Below are 17527 nucleotides of genomic sequence, written 5' to 3'. Positions count from 1 at the left end.
GTATGGGGGCTAGCAGTTAGCAGCAAGCAATTCCTGCGCCATGTCTCAAACCGGCAGCCCGCCATCCTCTTCACGGTACTGCGCCAGTTTATGCCGCAAGGTTCGCTCGCTCATATTCAAGCGCTCCGCAGCCAGTTTTCTGACACCGCCCGCCGCCTTGAGGGCATCAAGAATATGGCGCTTCTCCACCTCTCGCAGATCGGTAACTTGCTCAGCATCCCCGCCAAGGGGCGCCGCAATCGCGGCAATTTTTGCCGCAACCGGCAAGAAAATCGCATCAGCATCAATAAGATCGCCAGCAGCCAGAATCAAGGCTCGCTGGACAGCGTTATCCAGCTCTCGGATATTCCCGGGCCAATGATAGCTACACAAAAGCTGCGCGGCCCTCTCGGCAAGAACCGGCATCCGCCCCCCCTGACGGGCCGCATGCTTCGCGAGCAAAGCACGCGCCAAAGGCACGATGTCACCGGGGCGTTCATGCAGCGACGGCAAGTGCAAGGGGAATACATTCAACCGATAATACAGATCCTCGCGGAAACGCCCGGCAGATACTTCTGCGGCCATATCGCGATTCGAGGTCGACAGCACACGGATATCCAGACGGATGCTGCGAGCCCCCCCCACCCGCTCAACTTCCCGCTCCTGAAGCACGCGCAGCAACTTCGCCTGCAAGGCCAGCGGCATTTCAGTGATCTCATCCAGCAACAGCGTACCGCCCTGAGCTTGCTCGAACTTGCCTTGATGCTGCCCCGTAGCCCCGGTAAATGCGCCCTTTTCATGACCAAAGAGCGTTGATTCGAGAAGCTGCTCCGGAATGGCGGCACAGTTGATCGCAACAAATGGCTTATCCCTGCGCGGGCTCTGAGCATGAATAAACCGTGCCAGTACCTCTTTACCGGTTCCGGATTCGCCAGTAATCAGTACCGAGGCATCGGTGAGGGCAACACGCTTGGCCATATCAAGCATGCTTACCATTGCCGGATCTGTCGCCACCAGATCTGCGTCCTTGCTGGCATACAGTGCGAACTTGCGCACTTCGTCGAGCAATTTCGCCGGCTCAAAGGGCTTTGGCAGATAGTGGCAGGCTCCCGCGTGCAATGCAGCAACAGCCTTTTCGACGATCCCGTAGGCAGTCATCAGAATCATGGGGAGCCATGGATAGTGCCGCTTTACTTCATTGAGCAGCGTCTCGCCATCCATGGGCTTCATCTGCACATCGGACAGCACCAGCCCCACCCGCTCACAGGCAAGAACGCGCAATGCAGCAGAACCATCTTCGGCAGTCAGAACCTCAAAACCACCCAATTCGAGCGTATCAACCAGAGCTTCACGCAAAGCATCATCGTCCTCAACAACGAGAACAGGCAAAAAAGGACTCATGCGATGCTCAATAATCCAATGTGGAAAAACAGATAATCAAATGCGGGTAGCACGGCCACCCTTGGTATTCAGCCAGTGTAGCAAGCGTGGCGCAATTTCTCGTAGAGGCAGTATCTCGTCGACCCCGCCCGCAGCTATTGCCTCCTTGGGCATGCCAAACACCACGCAACTGTGCTCGTCCTGGGCAAAATTGTAAGCGCCCGCCTGCTTCATTTCGAGCATGCCCTGAGCACCATCCTTGCCCATGCCAGTGAGAATTACCCCGACCGCATTGCGACCGGCAACATTTGCCGCAGACCGAAACAGGACATCCACAGAAGGACGATGCCGATTGACCGGTGGAGCCTGCGATAGCTCGCAAATATAGTTGGCGCCGGAAACCCCGAGCAGCAAATGGGAATGCCCCGGGGCAATATAGGCATGACCAGGCAACACCCGCTCCCCGTGCTCCGCCTCCTTCACGGTAATTTTGCACAACGAATCGAGCCGCGCAGCAAAAGAACGAGTGAACATTTCTGGCATGTGCTGGGTAATCAGAATACCAGGCGCATCCGCCGGCATGGGCTGCAAAAACTCCTTGAGGGCCTCGGTTCCACCCGTCGAAGCTCCGACAATGATCAGCTTTTCCGACTTCAGCAAGGGTTTGGATTGCTTGGGCAGCACGGCATCCGCAGTATGGCTGGGCGGCACTGCAGGCATCGCGGCTCGTTGCACCGAAGCCTGTGCGGCAGCACGGATTTTCTCCCTGATTTCGTCAGCGTAATTGTTCATGCCATTCACGATGTCGATCTTCGGCTTCGCCACGATTTCCACTGCCCCCAGTTCCAGTGCACGAAGGGCAATTTCGGTGCCCCGTTCAGTCAGCGAAGATACCATGACCACCGGTGTCGGTTTCAAGCGCATCAATCTGGACAAAAATTCCAGCCCGTCCATCTTGGGCATTTCAACATCCAGGGTAATGACATCGGGATCAAGCTCCCGGATCCGCTCACGCGCAATCAGTGGATCGGGCGCAACCGCAACACACTGCATATCCGGAGCAGCATCGATAATTTCGCGCAGCAATCCTCGGATCAGGGCGGAATCATCCACAACCACAACTTTAATTTTTCTGCCCATATTTTCACCGTACGCAGCTAGCTGAAGAGCTCGACATCACCAGAGGGCTCCTGATAGCGCAGGCGTGCACTGTAATCTTTTTCCCGCTCGATAATCGTATTATTGTGAACGGATCTCAGCTTCTTCACCAGAACCCTGCCAGTCTGGGAAAAGAAATATACCTTGCGTGGAAAGATGTCGAGCAGATCTTCGGCCACTACCGGGATATTCTCCAGTTCGAGAAAACGCTTTACAAACGCGACATTACGCGCGCCGACATCGGAAACAGTAAAGCCATGCAAGACCTTTCCCCCTCCGAAAATTTTCGCCTGGATTCGGTTGCGCTGCGCCCCCATTTTCAACATTTGGTTGATCAGCATCTCCATGGCGTAGGTGCCGTAGCGGGTAGGCAAACCGTTCAATGCAGCAAGACTCTCCCCGGTTTCTGGCAACATGAAATGATTCATGCCGGAAATATTGTTGACCGGATCACGCAAACAGGCTGCGACACATGAGCCAAGTACCGTCACGATCAGCATATCCCTGGATGTTGTGTAGTATTCACCGGGCAGGATTTTGGCCGCTTCCAGACTGAAATTCCGGTCGTAATAAACGGATGGGCTGAGCACCTGCTCGAATTCGGTTTTCATGCCCGTATCTCCGTTCCAGCAGCCACACGCCCGAGGTGATACGCGGTTCTGCCACAAGGCCGGAAGACATCACCCATGAAATGCAAACTTTCAGAGTGGCCCACACAAAGCAAGGCGTGGGGTTTCATCAGCGCAGCGATCCGCAGCAAAATCTTCCGCTGCGCCGACTGATCAAAATAAATCATCACGTTTCTGCAAAAAACGGCATCGAATTGCCCCGACAGAGGCCAGTTTTCATGCAGCAGATTGATTTGCCGGAATTCAAGCACATCGCGGACCTCTTTCCGCACCCGTGCAAGCCCTTGGCGGGCACCTGCACCCTTGAGGAAAAATCGCCGCTTTATTTCGATTGGCAGCTTCTCCAGCCGCTCCAGCGGATAAATACCCTGTCTTGCCGTTTCCAGCACATGCGTATCCAGATCCGAAGCAATCAGCTCTATACTCCTTGCCGTATCCGACCCCATGCATTGAAATGCAGTTATTGCAAGGCTATACGGCTCCTCCCCTGTCGATGAGGCCGCGCACCAGATCCGGTACGGCCTGCTGTCACCATGTTGCAGCATATGGTTGCGCAGCAGTTCGAAGTGATGCGGCTCGCGAAAAAAAGAGGTGAGATTGGTCGTCAGCGCGTTGATAAACAACTGCCATTCCGGATCAGCGGGTGCGGCCTCAAGCATGTCCAGATACTGCTGGAAACTGCCGATCCCGAGGGCGCGCAGCCGGCGTACCAGCCGGCTATAGACCATGTGCTCCTTGCTGGCATTCAACTGAATGCCAGCATGTTCGCGGATAAGTCTGACAACCCTGGCAAAATCCCGTTGGGTATAATCAAACTCCCTATCCAGATTGACTGTCACTCTGCCTCCGGGCCTGGAATTCAGAACTCTTCCCAGTCATCACCTTCCGGGGCCGGCTTGCCAAGTGCAGCCTGAGGCCGGGGGCTGGCCACCGCGATACCCGTGCGGGCAGGCGTTGCTGCACGCCGCGGGGGCTGAAATGTGTCGTTGCCGGTCTTGAAGACACTGACCGCCACAGCGAGCGCAGACGCCTGCTCTTCCAGGCTTTCCGCGGCGGCCGCAGCCTCTTCGACCAAAGCGGCGTTCTGCTGCGTGTTTTCGTCCATATTGGTCACGGCCTGATTGACTTGCTCGATCCCAGCACTCTGCTCGGAAGAAGCCGCTGAAATTTCGCTCATGATGTCTGTCACACGCCTTACCGCTCCAACCACCTCCTTGATGGTCTGCCCGGCCTCGTCAACCAGTTTGCTGCCGCTTTCAACCTTGATTACCGAGTCGCCAATCAGCGCCTTGATTTCCTTCGCCGCGCCAGCCGAACGCTGAGCCAGACTGCGCACCTCGGATGCCACAACCGCAAAGCCGCGCCCCTGCTCACCGGCTCGGGCCGCTTCTACCGCTGCATTGAGCGCCAGAATATTGGTCTGGAAAGCAATACCATCGATGACGGTGATGATATCAACGATTTTCTTGGCGCTATCGTTGATTTCCGCCATGGTCGATACGACTTCACCGACCACATTGCCACCACGCACGGCGATATCGGAAGCGCCGATCGCGAGCTGGTTGGCCTGCTTGGCATTCTCGGCATTCTGGCGAACCGTGCTGGTGAGCTCCTCCATGCTGGATGCAGTTTCTTCCAGACTTGCTGCCTGCTGTTCGGTACGGGAGGAGAGATTGCTGTTGCCTGCCGCAATCTCTTGTGCCGCACCATTGATGGTGGTGGCCGCCTCCTTGATCTGCATGACAATCTCACCCAGACGCTCAATGGTGAGATTGCAATCATCCTTCAGCTCGCCCAGCAAACCATGATAGTTGCCAGTAACCCGCTTGGTGAGATTTCCCTGGGCCAGCTCGGAGAGGACTGTAGCAACCTCGCTGATACTCTCCTGGTTGGTTTGCATAAGCAGATTGAGGTTTTCCCCCAGTGACTTGAAAAAGCCTTCCTTGCCATTCAGGCCAATACGGCGGGAATAATCCCCTTCAGCAGCTGCGGTAACAATTTCCGCGACCTCTTTCTCCACTGCTACTTCAGCCGTCCGATCCAGCCATTCAACCACCGAACCCAGCCGCTGCCCTTGCTGATTGAAAATCGGATTCGCAATCAGACGGAAGGTTCGGCCCGCCACAACTATCTGGGCACGGTAGGTACTGGTCAGCCCACCAAGCAATCCAGCCTGGTGCGCCGGATTACGATGGAAGATATCCATATTCGAGCCAACCACCTTGCTGACATCGAAATGCGGTAGCGCTTTGCGCAAATCGGCTTGCGCCTCGGTCAGCATGTCCCGCACGGAGCGGTTCATATAAATAATGTTCCGGTCAGCGTCCGCGATCATGACGTTGGTAGACGTGGTTTCCAGAGCCCCCATAATCCGGCTCATTTCATCCGAGGCTTTGCGTTCGCGCTCCTGCTGTGCCACCAGCTCCGTCTGATCAACCCACTCGACAGCAAAACCATCAATTTTCCGCTGCGCATCCAAAATCGGATTGATGGTCAGAGCAAAATGCCTGCGGCCAATTGTGAGTTTGGTTGCATGCTTTCCAGTCAATCGTTCCAGCATGCCACGCTGGTGCGCAGGATTTTTATGGAAGCTGTCGATGTTCACACCAATAATCCGGCGAGAATCAAATTGCGGCAGCACCGCACGCAAATCGGCCTCTGCCTCGCTCAACAATTGCTGCTGCGCTGGATTGATGTAGATGATATTGCGTCCAGCATCAGCAATCATGACGCTGGTAGACACCGCATCCAGGGCGGTACGTACTCTGGCATTTTCCTTCGCCAGCAGATCTGCATCAGCCAAACGATGTTGCAGTTCAAGCAAGCGCGCCAGCAGACTACCCGTATCTCCGCTGCGCAAAGTCAGCGAGACTGAATAATCTCCAGCATCCAATTTCGTGACCAGCTGCTGAATCTGTTCGAATTCACCGCCCAGATCCTTGCGGACGCGCTTGACTAGCGAATAGAACAAGGCCAGTGCGATAGCAATGCCAGTCACGCCCAGCCCAATCACCAGCTTGATACTCACACTTGCCTGCGAATCGATATCCCCGGCAGCAGCCAGTGCGCCAGTTTTTTCCTGCTCACTGGCTGCCAGAATTTCGTCTCGGAATGCATTGTACTTGTTACGCAATTCACCAAGAATCAAACCCCTAGCAGCCACCAGATCACCGCGCTCAAGATGTTGGCGATACAAATCCTGGGATTTGACATAGTCAGCACTTTTGGCTCGGATCTGGGCAATATCCTTAAGAGCATCCTGATCGCCCATTGCCTTGGCATCCGACTCCCATTCGTCCAGCAAAGAGGACAACTTACGTTCCGCTTCGTTGACACGCGCCCATTCGGCATCAACCCCGCTCTTATCAGTGGGATTCTGGTCAGCGGTGATCTGCACATTGCGCAGACCTCTTGCCAAGGTATTTACTTCATTGAAAATGGCCTGACTTTTCAACAGATGAGGCAGATGATCGGAAGTGAGATCGCTAATCTCACGACTTGTCTTGGCGGATGCCAACAAGCTCACCATCACAATAATCAGCATGGTGATGATCATACCTGCCAGCACCATCAACAAACGGCGTTGAAAAGTCATGCGCGTATCTCCTCTCAGACTGCAGTTTCTTCAATGAGCGCCATTTCCTGGCTTGTCATCAGTTTTTCGATATCGAGCAAAATTATCATCCGCTCGTCAATGGCACCCAGCCCCTTGATGTAGCTGGTATCCAGTACGGCTCCAAACTCGGGCGCGGGGCGCAGCTGCTCGGCATTCAGCGTCACCACATCGGAAACACCGTCCACCACGATCCCCACCGTACGGCCGACAAGACTGAGGATGATCACCACGGTGAACTGGTCGTAGGTCACATTTCCCAGGTTGAACTTGATCCGCATATCCACGATAGGCACGATATTGCCGCGCAAATTGATCACCCCCTTTATGAAGGCAGGGGCGTTGGCGATCGATGTCACTGCGTCGTAGCCACGAATTTCCTGCACTTTCAGGATATCGATGCCGTACTCCTCGACGCCGAGCGTAAACACCAGAAGCTCCTGATTGCCTGCATCCTGCAGCTGTTCCATGGTCAGATTCCTCAGTTGAAGCAAAAATCAGTGATGCGCCAATTCCGGCGCAGCAAACTGGCGACTCTGGGCCAGCCTCACTAGTGTGGAAACATCCAGAATGAAGGCGACCCGCCCATCACCCATAATGGTCGCGCCGGCGACACCGGCGACCTTGCGATAGTTGGTTTCTAGGTTTTTCACCACGACCTGGTGCTGGCCGAGCAGATCATCGACGAAGAGCGCAACCTTCTGTCCGTCGGCTTCCAGAATGATGGTTAGTCCCTGGTGGTATTCGGTGATACGCGGTTCAACATGAAAGACCTCATGCAAGGCAACCAGAGAAAGGTATTCCCCCCGCACATTGATCACCCGCCCCTGGCCGGTTACGGTTTTGACCATATCCTTGGCCGGTTGCAGTGATTCCACAATGAACGAAAGCGGGATGATGTAAATTTCCTCCCCAACCTGGATCGACATGCCATCCAGAATAGCCAGCGTCAGCGGCAACCGGATACTGATAGTCGAGCCCACCCCCAGCATTGATTCAATGTCAATCCGCCCCCCCATGGACTGGATGTTTCTGCGCACCACATCCATGCCCACACCGCGCCCTGAGACATCGGTTACTTCGGCTGCAGTCGAAAAACCCGCCTCGAAAATCAGTTGCCAGACTTCGCTATCGGGCATCGAGTCCGACACGCCCATCCCTCGTTCACGCGCCTTGGCCAGAATGCGCTCCCGATTCAATCCGCCGCCATCGTCACGCACCTCGATCACGATGCTCCCGCCCTGATGAAACGCTTTCAGCGTGAGCGTGCCCGTTTCGGATTTTCCTCTGGCCACCCGGGTTTCTGGAGCCTCAATACCGTGATCCAGACTATTACGTACCAGATGTGTCAGGGGATCAGAGAGTTTTTCGATGAACCCCTTATCGAGTTCAGTTTGCTCCCCCAGCATGCGCAGCTCGACTTTCTTGCCCAGTTTGGCTGCCAGGTCATGCACGAGGCGCGGATAACGGTTGAATACGGATGAGATCGGCATCATGCGGATCGACATCACCGACTCCTGCAGCTCCCGCGTATTCCGCTCCAGTTGCTGAACACCACTGATCAAATGGCCGTAGCTTGCAGGATCAAGGGCAGCGACGTTCTGCGCCAGCATTGATTGCGTGATGACCAGTTCGCCCACCAAATTAAGCAATTGATCAACTTTCTCCACACCAACGCGAATGGATGATTCATGGGAAGCCGCGGTTTTAGCTGCATTGGATTTTTGCGGCGGGGGTACGCTCGCCACTTCATTCATCACTGCAGCAGAGACCGGGGCTACAGATGGCGCCGTGTCCTGCTGCGCTGGCTCTAAGGGGGCAGTGGCCACAGCCGGCAGGCTGGCGGGGTCAACAAAAAATCCGAAGCCGTCACCTTCATGCGTTTGCCGGGAAGGCTGGGGCAAAGGTTCAAAAAATCCATAACCATCCCCCTCTTCGGCAGCAGGCTTTGCGGCAAGGGGCTCGAAGAAGCCGTAACCGGGGTCAGACTGCACGACTTCCGGCTCAAAAAAACCGTATCCCGGATCAACGTCTGCGGCGTTCGTGGCCTGCCAGCGCAAATGCTCCGGAGCGATCGCGAATTCAAGTTCGCCGAGCAACTCCTCGACCGTACCGTTGAGTGTCATGCCAACCAGTGTTTCGCCATCCGGTGAAGCATTGCTGTACGAATGAACCACACCATGAGCCGCCAGGCTGCGCTCCAGATTTTCACGAGTAACGCTCGCCTGCGGAGCGATGTGCAGCGTACCGCTGACTCCGGCAACCCCGGCCTGATCCGGCAGGACTGGCGTCGGAGCCTCTGTTGCAGCATCCTGTAACGCCGCCAACTCTTCAAGCCGGCCGCTGACTGCCGCAACCGCCGCCGGATCCACCTCACCCTGGCCACGATGCGCATCCAGCATCGAGCGCAAAACATCACCCGCCTGCAAGAAGACATCGACCATGACGGCCTGCAAGGCCAGCTCATGCCGGCGCAGCCGATCCAGCAAGTTCTCCAGGATGTGGGTCACATCGGCAAGATCACTGAAGCCAAAGGTTGCAGCACCGCCCTTGATCGAGTGCGCGGCCCGGAAAATCGCATTCAGCGATTCATCATCCGGGTTAGCCAGATCCAGCTGCAGCAGCAGGCTTTCCATGCTGGCCAGATGTTCAGCCGCTTCATCGAAAAACACGCCGATGAACTGGCTCATGTCGATGGTCATGATCACCCCTCCGGGAAGCGCTTAACCGAGAACCTTGCGGGTCACTTCCAGCAGTTTCTGGGGATCAAAGGGCTTGACCAGCCAGCCCGTTGCACCAACCGCGCGCCCTTGCTGCTTCATGCTGTCACCCGCCTCGGTGGTCAGCATCAGAATCGGGGTGCTGGCGTACTGGGGCAAGGCGCGCAGATTGCGGATCAAGGTCAGCCCATCCATGCCCGGCATGTTCTGATCGGTAAGCACCAGATCGAACTGCTGGGTTTTGGCCTGACTGAGGCCGGCATTCCCATCGGGGGCTTCGGTTACTTCATACCCAGCACTTTTCAGTGCAAAGGCCACCATCTGGCGGATCGATGCCGAGTCATCCACCGTCAAAACGCGCTTGGCCATGCTTGTGTTCTCCTGTATCCCTGGCTGCATCTGTGGGCGGGCGGATTTTGCGGAACCCCTTTCTCAGGCGCGTTATCCAGCATGCCCATTGCTACTCGGTATAGTCCAAAGGCAGCAGCAACACCAAAGATTTGCTTTCAGCATCGAACAGCAAAGCAATCCAGATGTTCAGCGGAAAGAAAGAAAAAGCCGCCCGAAGGCGGCTTTTTCTATTCCCGATCAATATTTTACATTTCGTCCAGTACGGCGATTCCCAGCAAGTCGAGCCCGGTACGCAGTGTGCGTGCAGTCAGGGCAGCCAGCTGGAGGCGACTGGCACGGGTGGCGCCTTCAGCGGAAAGGATCGGGCAGGCTTCATAGAAACGCGAGAACTGCTGCGCCAGGGTAAACAGATACGCACAGAGCTGGTGGGGTTGGCAGCTTGAAGCCACCGATTCAATCACCTCGTCAAATTGCGCCAGATGCAGTGCCAACTGTTTCTCGGCGGCCGCATCAATGACCACAGCGGCCGATGCATCAAAATCACCTACTTTGCGGAATACGCTCTGGACGCGAGTATAGGCATACTGCAGATACGGCGCAGTATTGCCCTCGAAAGCTAGCATGGTATCCCAGTTGAAGATGTAGTCACTGGTGCGGTTTTTAGAAAGATCCGCGTACTTCACGGCGCCCACACCGACTGCAGCAGCAATACTGCGACGGGTATCCTCAGCAAGAGCCGGATTCTTCTCGCTTACCAATGCATACGCTCGCTCGATGGCTTCATCGATCAGCTCGACCAGCTTGACCGTGCCGCCCGACCGCGTTTTGAACGGCTTGCCATCGTCGCCCATCATCGTACCGAAGGCCACGTGTTCCAGTTGCATGTCCGTCGGGGCGAAGCCGGCCTTTTTCGACAATGTGAACAATTGCTGGAAATGCAGACTCTGGCGTGCATCAACCACATAGATCACGCGCTTGAGATCCAGCGCGCGGTGGCGATAACGCACCGCAGCCAGATCGGTCGTGGCATACAGATAGCCACCATCCTTTTTCTGGATGATCATCGCCTGCGCATCACCCTCGGGATTCCTGAATTCATCCAGGAACACCACCTGCGCCCCCTGGTCTTCGACCAGCAAGCCGGCCGCGCGCAGATCACTGACGACCACGGGAAGGTCATCGTTATAGGCCGATTCGCCACGTACCGAATCCAGCGTCAGCCCGACGCCCAGTTTGTCGTAGACCGCCTGGCAGTGCTCCATCGACACGGCGACGAACTGCTTCCACAGCGCAAGCACTTCCGCGTCGCCACCTTGCAGCCTGACCACATACTGGCGAGCCGTATCGGCAAAGACCGGATCTTCATCGAAACGCACCTTGGCCTTGCGGTAGAAATTCTCCAGATCGGCCAGCTCAAGCTCGGCGTCGCCGGACTGGCGCGTTTCGACCAGGTAGGCAACCAGCATGCCGAATTGGGTACCCCAGTCCCCCACATGATTGCACCGCGTCACATCATGGCCGACAAACGCCAGCACGCGGGCGATCGCATCGCCGATGATGGTCGAGCGCAAATGGCCGACGTGCATTTCCTTGGCCAGATTCGGTGACGAATACTCCACCATCACCTTTTGCGCAGCTGGTTTGCGGATACCCAGCGCAGCATCATCCAGTGCGGCCTGCAGGCGCGCCGCCAAAAAGGCCGGTGCCAAATGGATATTGATGAATCCAGGGCCGGCAATCTCGACCTTGTCAGCGATATCGGTCAGATCAAGGTGCTCGACCACACTTTGCGCCAGAGCACGCGGATTGGTCTTGAGCGCCTTGGCCGCACCCATCACGCCATTGGCCTGAAAATCGCCGAATTCCGGCTTGGAGGAAGCTTGCACCACGGCGGGTGTATCGGGAGCGCCGGCAGCGGCCAAGGCCGCCTGCACACGCAGGGAAAGCAGTTGCTGGATCGTCATGCGGTCGATTGCCCCGCGGCGGCGGGGTTGGGCAAATAAGTAAACCGCTATTGTACCTGCTGCGCCCGCTTTGCGGAAAACAAGGCCAGCAACTGCGAGGCTAGCCCTGCCGGTTTTTTCGCTGGCGAGCAGCACGAACATGAGGGGTATTTTGCCTCCCTTCTACGAAAACGCTTGTGTTCTCCCTCGAGTTCGCGTACAAAGGCTCTCGCCAGATGCTCAGGCGGTGATTTGCAGCATATCGTCGTAACCTTTGCAGTTCCTCGTATTGCCATTTCCCTTGATTGTCTGCATCCGTCACGCTTTGCGTGCGGACCGTTTTTACTAAATTTTTACCAAGGGATATTTCCATGGCTACCGGTACCGTTAAGTGGTTCAATGACTCCAAGGGCTTCGGCTTCATCACTCCGGACGAAGGCGGCGACGACCTGTTCGCTCACTTCTCCCAGATCCAAACCAACGGCTTCAAGACCCTGGCTGAAGGCCAGCGCGTTTCCTTCGAAGTTGCTCAAGGCCAAAAGGGTCTGCAAGCTTCCGCCATCAAGCCGCTGTAATTAGCTGCTCTGATCGCAAAAAACCCGGCGCAAGCCGGGTTTTTTATTGCCTGCGCGCCGGATCCATCATGCGTCTTGACTTCGTCTGTCAGCTTACTAAGCTAATACCTTCTCCGGAGGAAAAACAGATGCAGGCACTGGCTCTGATACTCGAAATTCTTGGCGCAATCGCCCTGTTTGCCATTGCCTGCTCCTGGTCAGAAGCCCGGATGGACAAACAACAGGCCGCACCGGCTGGCGACAGCGAAGCCGCCCCTCCGGCGCATTCACTCCCTCTAACGGACTAAACCAGCCCGGGAAACAGGATCTCGGTGAAACCGAACTTTGTCATGTCGCGGATGCGCTGCGGGTACAGTACACCCCAAAGGTGATCGCATTCATGCTGCACAACGCGGGCATGAAAGCCGCTGGCGCTACGGTCGATACTCTGGCCGAACTGATCAAAGCCGCGATACCGGATCAGGGTATGGCGTGGCACGCTACCCCGCAAGCCGGGCACAGACAGACACCCCTCCCAGCCCTCTTCCTGCTCCTGCCCGAGCAATTCGATTTCCGGATTGATCAGCACCGTCTGCGGTACCGGCTCGGCATCCGGGTAACGCTCGCTTTTCTCGAAGCCGAAAATCACCACCTGCAGTGATACACCAATCTGCGGTGCAGCAATGCCGACGCCGCCGGTGGCGGCCATGGTGTCGAACAGATCGGCCACCAGCGCGTGCAATTCAGGCGTATCGAACTCGGCGACCGGCTCGGCGCGGCGCAACAGCAGCGGCTCGCCCATTTTCAGCACCGGTCGCACCGCCATGTCAGGCTTCCGGCAGGATGCGCGCGATCAGCGCGTTGGCATATTTCGCATCGAGCGGAATCGCCGCTTCCACGCCATTGCCGGCCGCCGCGTCGACCATCGCCCCACCCTTGCCGCGAATGGCGTCGAGCTTGATGACGATATTGCCACTCGGATGGATGATTTCGAGTTCGTCACCGACTTCGAAGCGGTTCTTCACATTCACCTGCGCCCAGCCATCCTTGATCTCGCCGATTTCGCCAACGTACTGGCTGCGCTTGGATTTGGAATGGCCGTCAAGGTAGTTCTGGTATTCGTGCGTGTGATGGCGCTCGTAGAAACCATCGGTATAGCCACGGTTGGCCAGGCCGTCCAGATCAGCCAGCAGTGCCGGATTGAACGGGCGACCAGCGACGGCGTCGTCAATCGCCTGGCGGTAAGTCTGCGCGGTGCGGGCGACGTAATACAGGCTCTTGGTGCGGCCCTCGATCTTCAGCGAATCGACGCCGATCTTGACCAGACGCTCGATGTGCTCGATGGCGCGCAGGTCCTTGGAATTCATGATGTAGGTGCCGTGCTCGTCTTCCATGATCGGCATCAGCTCGCCGGGGCGGTTGGCTTCTTCGATCAGGTAGGTCTTGTCGGCCAGCGGGTGGCGTTCGGCGCCGCCACAGGCGGCAAAGCTCTGGTTGGCATCCGACATTGCCTTGTTGAAGTCGAACTGGATCACCTGCGGCTTCACGTCGCCGGCATCGTCTTCCTGCGTGTCGATGGTCTTGTAATCCCAGCGGCAGGCGTTGGTACAGGTGCCCTGATTCGGGTCGCGGTGGTTGAAATAGCCCGACAGCAGGCAGCGGCCGGAATAGGCGATACACAGCGCGCCGTGCACGAAGACTTCCAGCTCGGTATCCGGGCATTGCTGGCGGATTTCCTCAACCTCATCGAGACTCAGCTCGCGCGACAGAATCACGCGCTCGACGCCCATCGACTTCCAGAACTTTACACCGGCATAGTTCACCGTGTTCGCCTGCACGGAAAGATGAATCACCTGCTCGGGCCACTTCTCGCGCACCATCATGATCAGCCCGGGGTCGGCCATGATCAGCGCATCCGGCTTCATCGCGATCACCGGCTCCATGTCGGCCAGATAGGTCTTGATCTTGGCGTTGTGCGGCAGGATGTTGCTGGCGACAAACAGCTTCTTGCCACGCGCATGCGCTTCCTCGATGCCGGTTTTCAGGTTTTCCAGCTTGAAATCGTTGTTGCGCGCGCGCAGGGAATAGCGCGGCTGGCCGGCATACACGGCATCGGCACCATAATCGTAGGCAGCGCGCATGCGCTCCAGATCACCAGCAGGCAACAGCAATTCGGGGACTTTCAGCGTCATCGGGACAACTCGCGGCATTCAGATTCGACAAGGGGCGCGATTGTAGCGCGTTTGGCTGCCCGGGGAAACTGCAACACCATAAAATCCCCATGAAAAACAGGGGCTTGATCAGCCACTCATGCAATTATCCCGCTTGGGGCTGCGCCTTGTTCGTATACTGCCGAAACAGACTTCCTGCGAATCCCCTCACGATGTACCGCCTTCTGTTAGTACTCTTCGCGCTGCTTCCGGCACTGCAGGCTCCCCTGGCCAATGCGGCGTGCAGCCGCACCTTCACCATGGCGACGGAAAACTGGCCTCCGTATGTGTACCGCGATGCGCAGGGCAAACCGGCCGGGCTGGACATCGAGCTGGTCCAGGCGGTATTCCGTGAAGCGGGCTGCACACTGATCATCGGTCGGGAAGTTCCCCGCAAACGGCGGCTGGTCATGCATCAGAACGGCGAACTCTCGTTGCTGCTGGCCGCATCCCAGACCGCAGAACGCGAACAGTACAGCTGGTTCACCGAACCCTACCGCGATGAAATCACCGGCCTTGCCAGCCTCGAATCATCGGCTGGACAGATCCCGGAAGTCCGTTCGCTGGCTGATTTGCTCGAGCAGCACATTACGCTGATCAGCCCCAACAGTGGCTGGTATGGCGAGGAGTACGAACACCTGCTGCCAGCGCTGCGCGCAGGCGGACTGGTCTCCCACTACGAGGACATCGGGCAGGGCATGAAAATGCTGGCAGCTGGACGCGGGCGCCTGCTACTGGGGGATCTGGGAGCCATCAACTGGACTGCCCAGCTGCAAGGCGTTCGCGTAAGGCCACTGGGCTTCACCCCCGTACGGGACAAGGTGCATTTCATGCTCAGCCGCAAGGCGGCAACCGAGCAGGATATCAGGCTACTCAATGCGGCCATCCAGCGACTGGAACGCAGCGGCAAACTGCGGGAAATCCGCCTGCGCTACGGGGTGCTGTAGCCAGGATGCGACAGGCTGGATGTAAACCTGCGTAAAGTTCCTGTCTCCACCCTCCCAAAATCCCCATGTATCACCCTGCAACCTAATCAAATATTCGCCTCAAAGCCAATACCAAAATGGGTATACAAGGTTTGCGTCAGCGCAAGCCATCCGCCACAACAGCCGCTTGCGGCACTGCGACAGCAACCGCAGAATCAGCACTGCCGCAGTAGCCAACGACCACCTCCACAGAGTCTGCGCACTGCCGGCGTTGGAGGAAATGATGACCCATACACTTACCGCCCGGCTCAGGGCGGGCTGGCCGTTTTCGGCCTTTTTCCTGTCCGTTTTTGCTCTGCTGCTACTGCTGAACACCTGGACTCCCACCTGGGGGGATGACTGGTACCGCTCTCTCCCCCCGGAGGATGCCGGCCGCATGCTCGCGCAGATTGGCGACGAATACCGCAACTGGACCGGCCGCGCCGGTGTGCTGCTCGCTACCTTCGTGATGCTGGCCCGCTGGCCGCTGGCGCTGGTCATTTTCAATCTGCTCAATGCACTCGCCTTCTGCCTGCTGCTGGCGGCCTTGTTCCGCATTGCCGCCGGCCGCTGGCCCGGCGCACGCCGTACCGACCTGCTCAGCCTGCTGCTGGCCTGGATGGGGGTGTGGTTTTTTACCGAATCCTTCGGGGAAGCGGTGCTCTGGAAAACCGGCGCGATTGCCTACCTGTGGGTCATGCTCGGTGCGCTGTGCTTTGCCACACCCTATCTGGAACTGCTGCTGGATCAGGAGCCGACGACGGATTCTCGCTGGCGGATCTGGCTGTGGCCATTGGGCTCCTTCTGGCTGGGCATGGCGCTGGAAAATGTCAGTGCCGTGCTGATCATCGCCTGCGCGATCTCGCTGCTTTACCGAGGCCTCCGCACTCTGCCGCGCTGGTATCTGGCCAATGCCGCCGCGCTGCTGGCTGGTGCCGCGGTGCTGTTTGCAGCACCAGGCAACGCGGTGCGCTTTGCCATGCAGGACGATCACCTGCCGATGACGCAGCGCCTGGGCAGTCTGTTGCTCACCATCTGGCAGCACACGACACAGGTTGCACCGATTGCCGTGGTCTTGCTGCTTCTGCTGGTACTGAACCTCACAACACGCCAAGGGGCCGAGCTGAAACGTAGCTGGCTCTTGGCGCTGACCGGGCTGCTGCTGGCGCTGGCTATGGTGGGTTCGACCGGCATCAATTTTGCCACTCGTACCGCCTTCCCGGCCGAGATTCTGTGGATCGCCACGGCACTCGCGCTGGCACATCCGCTCTGGGATCGGGGCTGGCAAGCTTTTTGGCACCTGCCACTGCTGGGCATTCTGATTCCGGTGCTGGGGGCTGACGTGCTGACCACGCTGGAGCAAAACCATGCCACGCAACAACAGACCGCACGCCGCGAGGAACTGATGCGGCTATACCAGCAGCAGGGCGTGCACCGCATCGTACTGCCCTCGCTGCAGATCCCATACCTGCCGCAGATCACCGATGATTTTGCCAAGGGGCGCTACTTCCTGCGCGACATTCATGGCGACACCCACGGTAACGGCTGGCGCAATGGCACCTATGCAGTGGTACATGGCTTCGAATTTGCCACCCGCCTGCCGCAAACCCATGTGATTTACCTGCCCGAAATCAGCAACATGACAATCATCAGCAGCGGTGCCGACTACCTGCTGCTGCAACGCCACGAATCTTCCGGCTGGGGCAGCCAGCGGGTGTTGTACCTGCTGCAAGCACAAGCGGCTTGCCAGCCACAGCTCACGCTGCACTGGCTTGCCAGTGACAGCGGCAAACTGCCGCTACTGGCGCGCAAGGAGGGTCGCGTCAGTGAAACGCTGTCGTATTCCGGCAACGTCGCCGTAATTCGCCATGATGGCTTACCAAGCGGCGAACACTGTGCCTGGCGACTGCCGGTACCGGATTACGCCGGGCAAGCCGAGTTGCAAAACATCCAGGGTACCAAACTGGCCGTGACGCTGGCAGATTAACCCCTGCCGGGCCATCCCGTTCACCGCCCGGCGAGATC

Annotated in this window: 15 protein-coding genes; 4 read left to right on the top strand and 11 right to left on the bottom strand. The window is 57.5% G+C overall.

The window, feature by feature from the left end:
- Nucleotides 1-45: 45 nt before the first annotated feature.
- The 9 genes from INR99_RS05540 to argS all read right to left on the bottom strand — a co-directional run bounded on the left by INR99_RS05540 (nt 46) and on the right by argS (nt 11794).
- A complete protein-coding gene (locus INR99_RS05540) occupies nt 46-1380 on the bottom strand; it encodes a sigma-54-dependent transcriptional regulator (RefSeq protein ID WP_194115328.1) in 1335 nt (444 codons plus the stop codon).
- Nucleotides 1381-1416: 36 nt separating this feature from the next.
- Nucleotides 1417-2499 carry a protein-glutamate methylesterase/protein-glutamine glutaminase gene (locus tag INR99_RS05535; RefSeq protein ID WP_194115327.1) on the bottom strand — a complete coding sequence of 361 codons (1083 nt, stop codon included), beginning with the start codon at nt 2497-2499 and terminating at the stop codon, nt 1417-1419.
- Between the two features lie 17 nt (nt 2500-2516).
- Nucleotides 2517-3128 (bottom strand): chemoreceptor glutamine deamidase CheD, encoded by a 612-nt coding sequence (gene cheD, locus INR99_RS05530; protein ID WP_194115326.1) that lies wholly within the window; start codon nt 3126-3128, stop codon nt 2517-2519.
- Nucleotides 3125-3985 carry a CheR family methyltransferase gene (locus INR99_RS05525; RefSeq protein ID WP_194115325.1) on the bottom strand — a complete coding sequence of 287 codons (861 nt, stop codon included), beginning with the start codon at nt 3983-3985 and terminating at the stop codon, nt 3125-3127. Before INR99_RS05525 ends, cheD begins: the two co-directional genes overlap by 4 nt.
- A gap of 20 nt (nt 3986-4005) precedes the next feature.
- On the bottom strand, nt 4006-6741 hold the full coding sequence (locus INR99_RS17895; protein ID WP_373308273.1) for a methyl-accepting chemotaxis protein: 2736 nt from the start codon (nt 6739-6741) through the stop codon (nt 4006-4008).
- Between the two features lie 14 nt (nt 6742-6755).
- On the bottom strand, nt 6756-7229 hold the full coding sequence (locus INR99_RS05515) for a chemotaxis protein CheW (protein ID WP_194115324.1): 474 nt from the start codon (nt 7227-7229) through the stop codon (nt 6756-6758).
- 27 nt (nt 7230-7256) lie between these two features.
- Nucleotides 7257-9461: a chemotaxis protein CheW gene (locus INR99_RS05510; protein WP_194115323.1), complete on the bottom strand. Its 2205-nt coding sequence runs from the start codon at nt 9459-9461 to the stop codon at nt 7257-7259.
- A gap of 21 nt (nt 9462-9482) precedes the next feature.
- Entirely contained in the window at nt 9483-9848 is a 366-nt protein-coding gene (locus INR99_RS05505) for a response regulator (protein WP_194115322.1), read from the bottom strand.
- A gap of 227 nt (nt 9849-10075) precedes the next feature.
- Nucleotides 10076-11794 carry an arginine--tRNA ligase gene (argS, locus tag INR99_RS05500; RefSeq protein ID WP_194115321.1) on the bottom strand — a complete coding sequence of 573 codons (1719 nt, stop codon included), beginning with the start codon at nt 11792-11794 and terminating at the stop codon, nt 10076-10078.
- 350 nt (nt 11795-12144) lie between these two features.
- Between argS and INR99_RS05495 the strand changes: the two genes are divergently transcribed.
- Entirely contained in the window at nt 12145-12348 is a 204-nt protein-coding gene (locus INR99_RS05495) for a cold-shock protein (protein WP_194115320.1), read from the top strand.
- Between the two features lie 68 nt (nt 12349-12416).
- On the top strand, nt 12417-12635 hold the full coding sequence (locus tag INR99_RS05490; protein WP_194115319.1) for a hypothetical protein: 219 nt from the start codon (nt 12417-12419) through the stop codon (nt 12633-12635).
- On the opposite strand, the gene def is transcribed toward INR99_RS05490, so the two are convergent.
- Both def and trhP read right to left on the bottom strand, forming a co-directional pair.
- Nucleotides 12632-13153, bottom strand: a complete 522-nt coding sequence (gene def / locus INR99_RS05485; protein ID WP_194115318.1) for a peptide deformylase — start codon at nt 13151-13153, stop codon at nt 12632-12634. The genes INR99_RS05490 and def overlap by 4 nt on opposite strands.
- Nucleotide 13154: 1 nt before the next feature.
- A complete protein-coding gene (gene trhP, locus INR99_RS05480; protein WP_194115406.1) occupies nt 13155-14513 on the bottom strand; it encodes a prephenate-dependent tRNA uridine(34) hydroxylase TrhP in 1359 nt (452 codons plus the stop codon).
- 197 nt (nt 14514-14710) lie between these two features.
- On the opposite strand from trhP, the gene INR99_RS05475 reads away from it, so the two are divergent.
- Together INR99_RS05475 and INR99_RS05470 are read left to right on the top strand one after the other, a co-directional pair.
- Complete coding sequence (locus tag INR99_RS05475) at nt 14711-15484, top strand: substrate-binding periplasmic protein (protein ID WP_194115317.1); 774 nt, start codon at nt 14711-14713, stop codon at nt 15482-15484.
- A 262-nt stretch (nt 15485-15746) separates the two neighbouring features.
- Nucleotides 15747-17489 carry a DUF6056 family protein gene (locus INR99_RS05470; protein WP_194115316.1) on the top strand — a complete coding sequence of 581 codons (1743 nt, stop codon included), beginning with the start codon at nt 15747-15749 and terminating at the stop codon, nt 17487-17489.
- Nucleotides 17490-17527: the final 38 nt, after the last annotated feature.

This window comes from Chitinilyticum piscinae (assembly GCF_015223195.1).
Lineage (GTDB): Bacteria > Pseudomonadota > Gammaproteobacteria > Burkholderiales > Chitinibacteraceae > Chitinilyticum > Chitinilyticum piscinae.
This window is presented reverse-complemented; position numbering and strand designations above follow the sequence as displayed.

What these genes read in the sequence shown, in the direction of transcription:
- INR99_RS05540 (WP_194115328.1), bottom strand. Translation starts at nt 1,380, where the DNA reads ATGAGTCCTTTTTTGCCTGTTCTCGTTGTTGAGGACGATGATGCTTTG.
- INR99_RS05535 (WP_194115327.1), bottom strand. Translation starts at nt 2,499, where the DNA reads ATGGGCAGAAAAATTAAAGTTGTGGTTGTGGATGATTCCGCCCTGATC.
- cheD (WP_194115326.1), bottom strand. Translation starts at nt 3,128, where the DNA reads ATGAAAACCGAATTCGAGCAGGTGCTCAGCCCATCCGTTTATTACGAC.
- INR99_RS17895 (WP_373308273.1), bottom strand. Translation starts at nt 6,741, where the DNA reads ATGACTTTTCAACGCCGTTTGTTGATGGTGCTGGCAGGTATGATCATC.
- INR99_RS05515 (WP_194115324.1), bottom strand. Translation starts at nt 7,229, where the DNA reads ATGGAACAGCTGCAGGATGCAGGCAATCAGGAGCTTCTGGTGTTTACG.
- INR99_RS05510 (WP_194115323.1), bottom strand. Translation starts at nt 9,461, where the DNA reads ATGACCATCGACATGAGCCAGTTCATCGGCGTGTTTTTCGATGAAGCG.
- INR99_RS05505 (WP_194115322.1), bottom strand. Translation starts at nt 9,848, where the DNA reads ATGGCCAAGCGCGTTTTGACGGTGGATGACTCGGCATCGATCCGCCAG.
- argS (WP_194115321.1), bottom strand. Translation starts at nt 11,794, where the DNA reads ATGACGATCCAGCAACTGCTTTCCCTGCGTGTGCAGGCGGCCTTGGCC.
- INR99_RS05495 (WP_194115320.1), top strand. Translation starts at nt 12,145, where the DNA reads ATGGCTACCGGTACCGTTAAGTGGTTCAATGACTCCAAGGGCTTCGGC.
- INR99_RS05490 (WP_194115319.1), top strand. Translation starts at nt 12,417, where the DNA reads ATGCGTCTTGACTTCGTCTGTCAGCTTACTAAGCTAATACCTTCTCCG.
- def (WP_194115318.1), bottom strand. Translation starts at nt 13,153, where the DNA reads ATGGCGGTGCGACCGGTGCTGAAAATGGGCGAGCCGCTGCTGTTGCGC.
- INR99_RS05475 (WP_194115317.1), top strand. Translation starts at nt 14,711, where the DNA reads ATGTACCGCCTTCTGTTAGTACTCTTCGCGCTGCTTCCGGCACTGCAG.
- INR99_RS05470 (WP_194115316.1), top strand. Translation starts at nt 15,747, where the DNA reads ATGACCCATACACTTACCGCCCGGCTCAGGGCGGGCTGGCCGTTTTCG.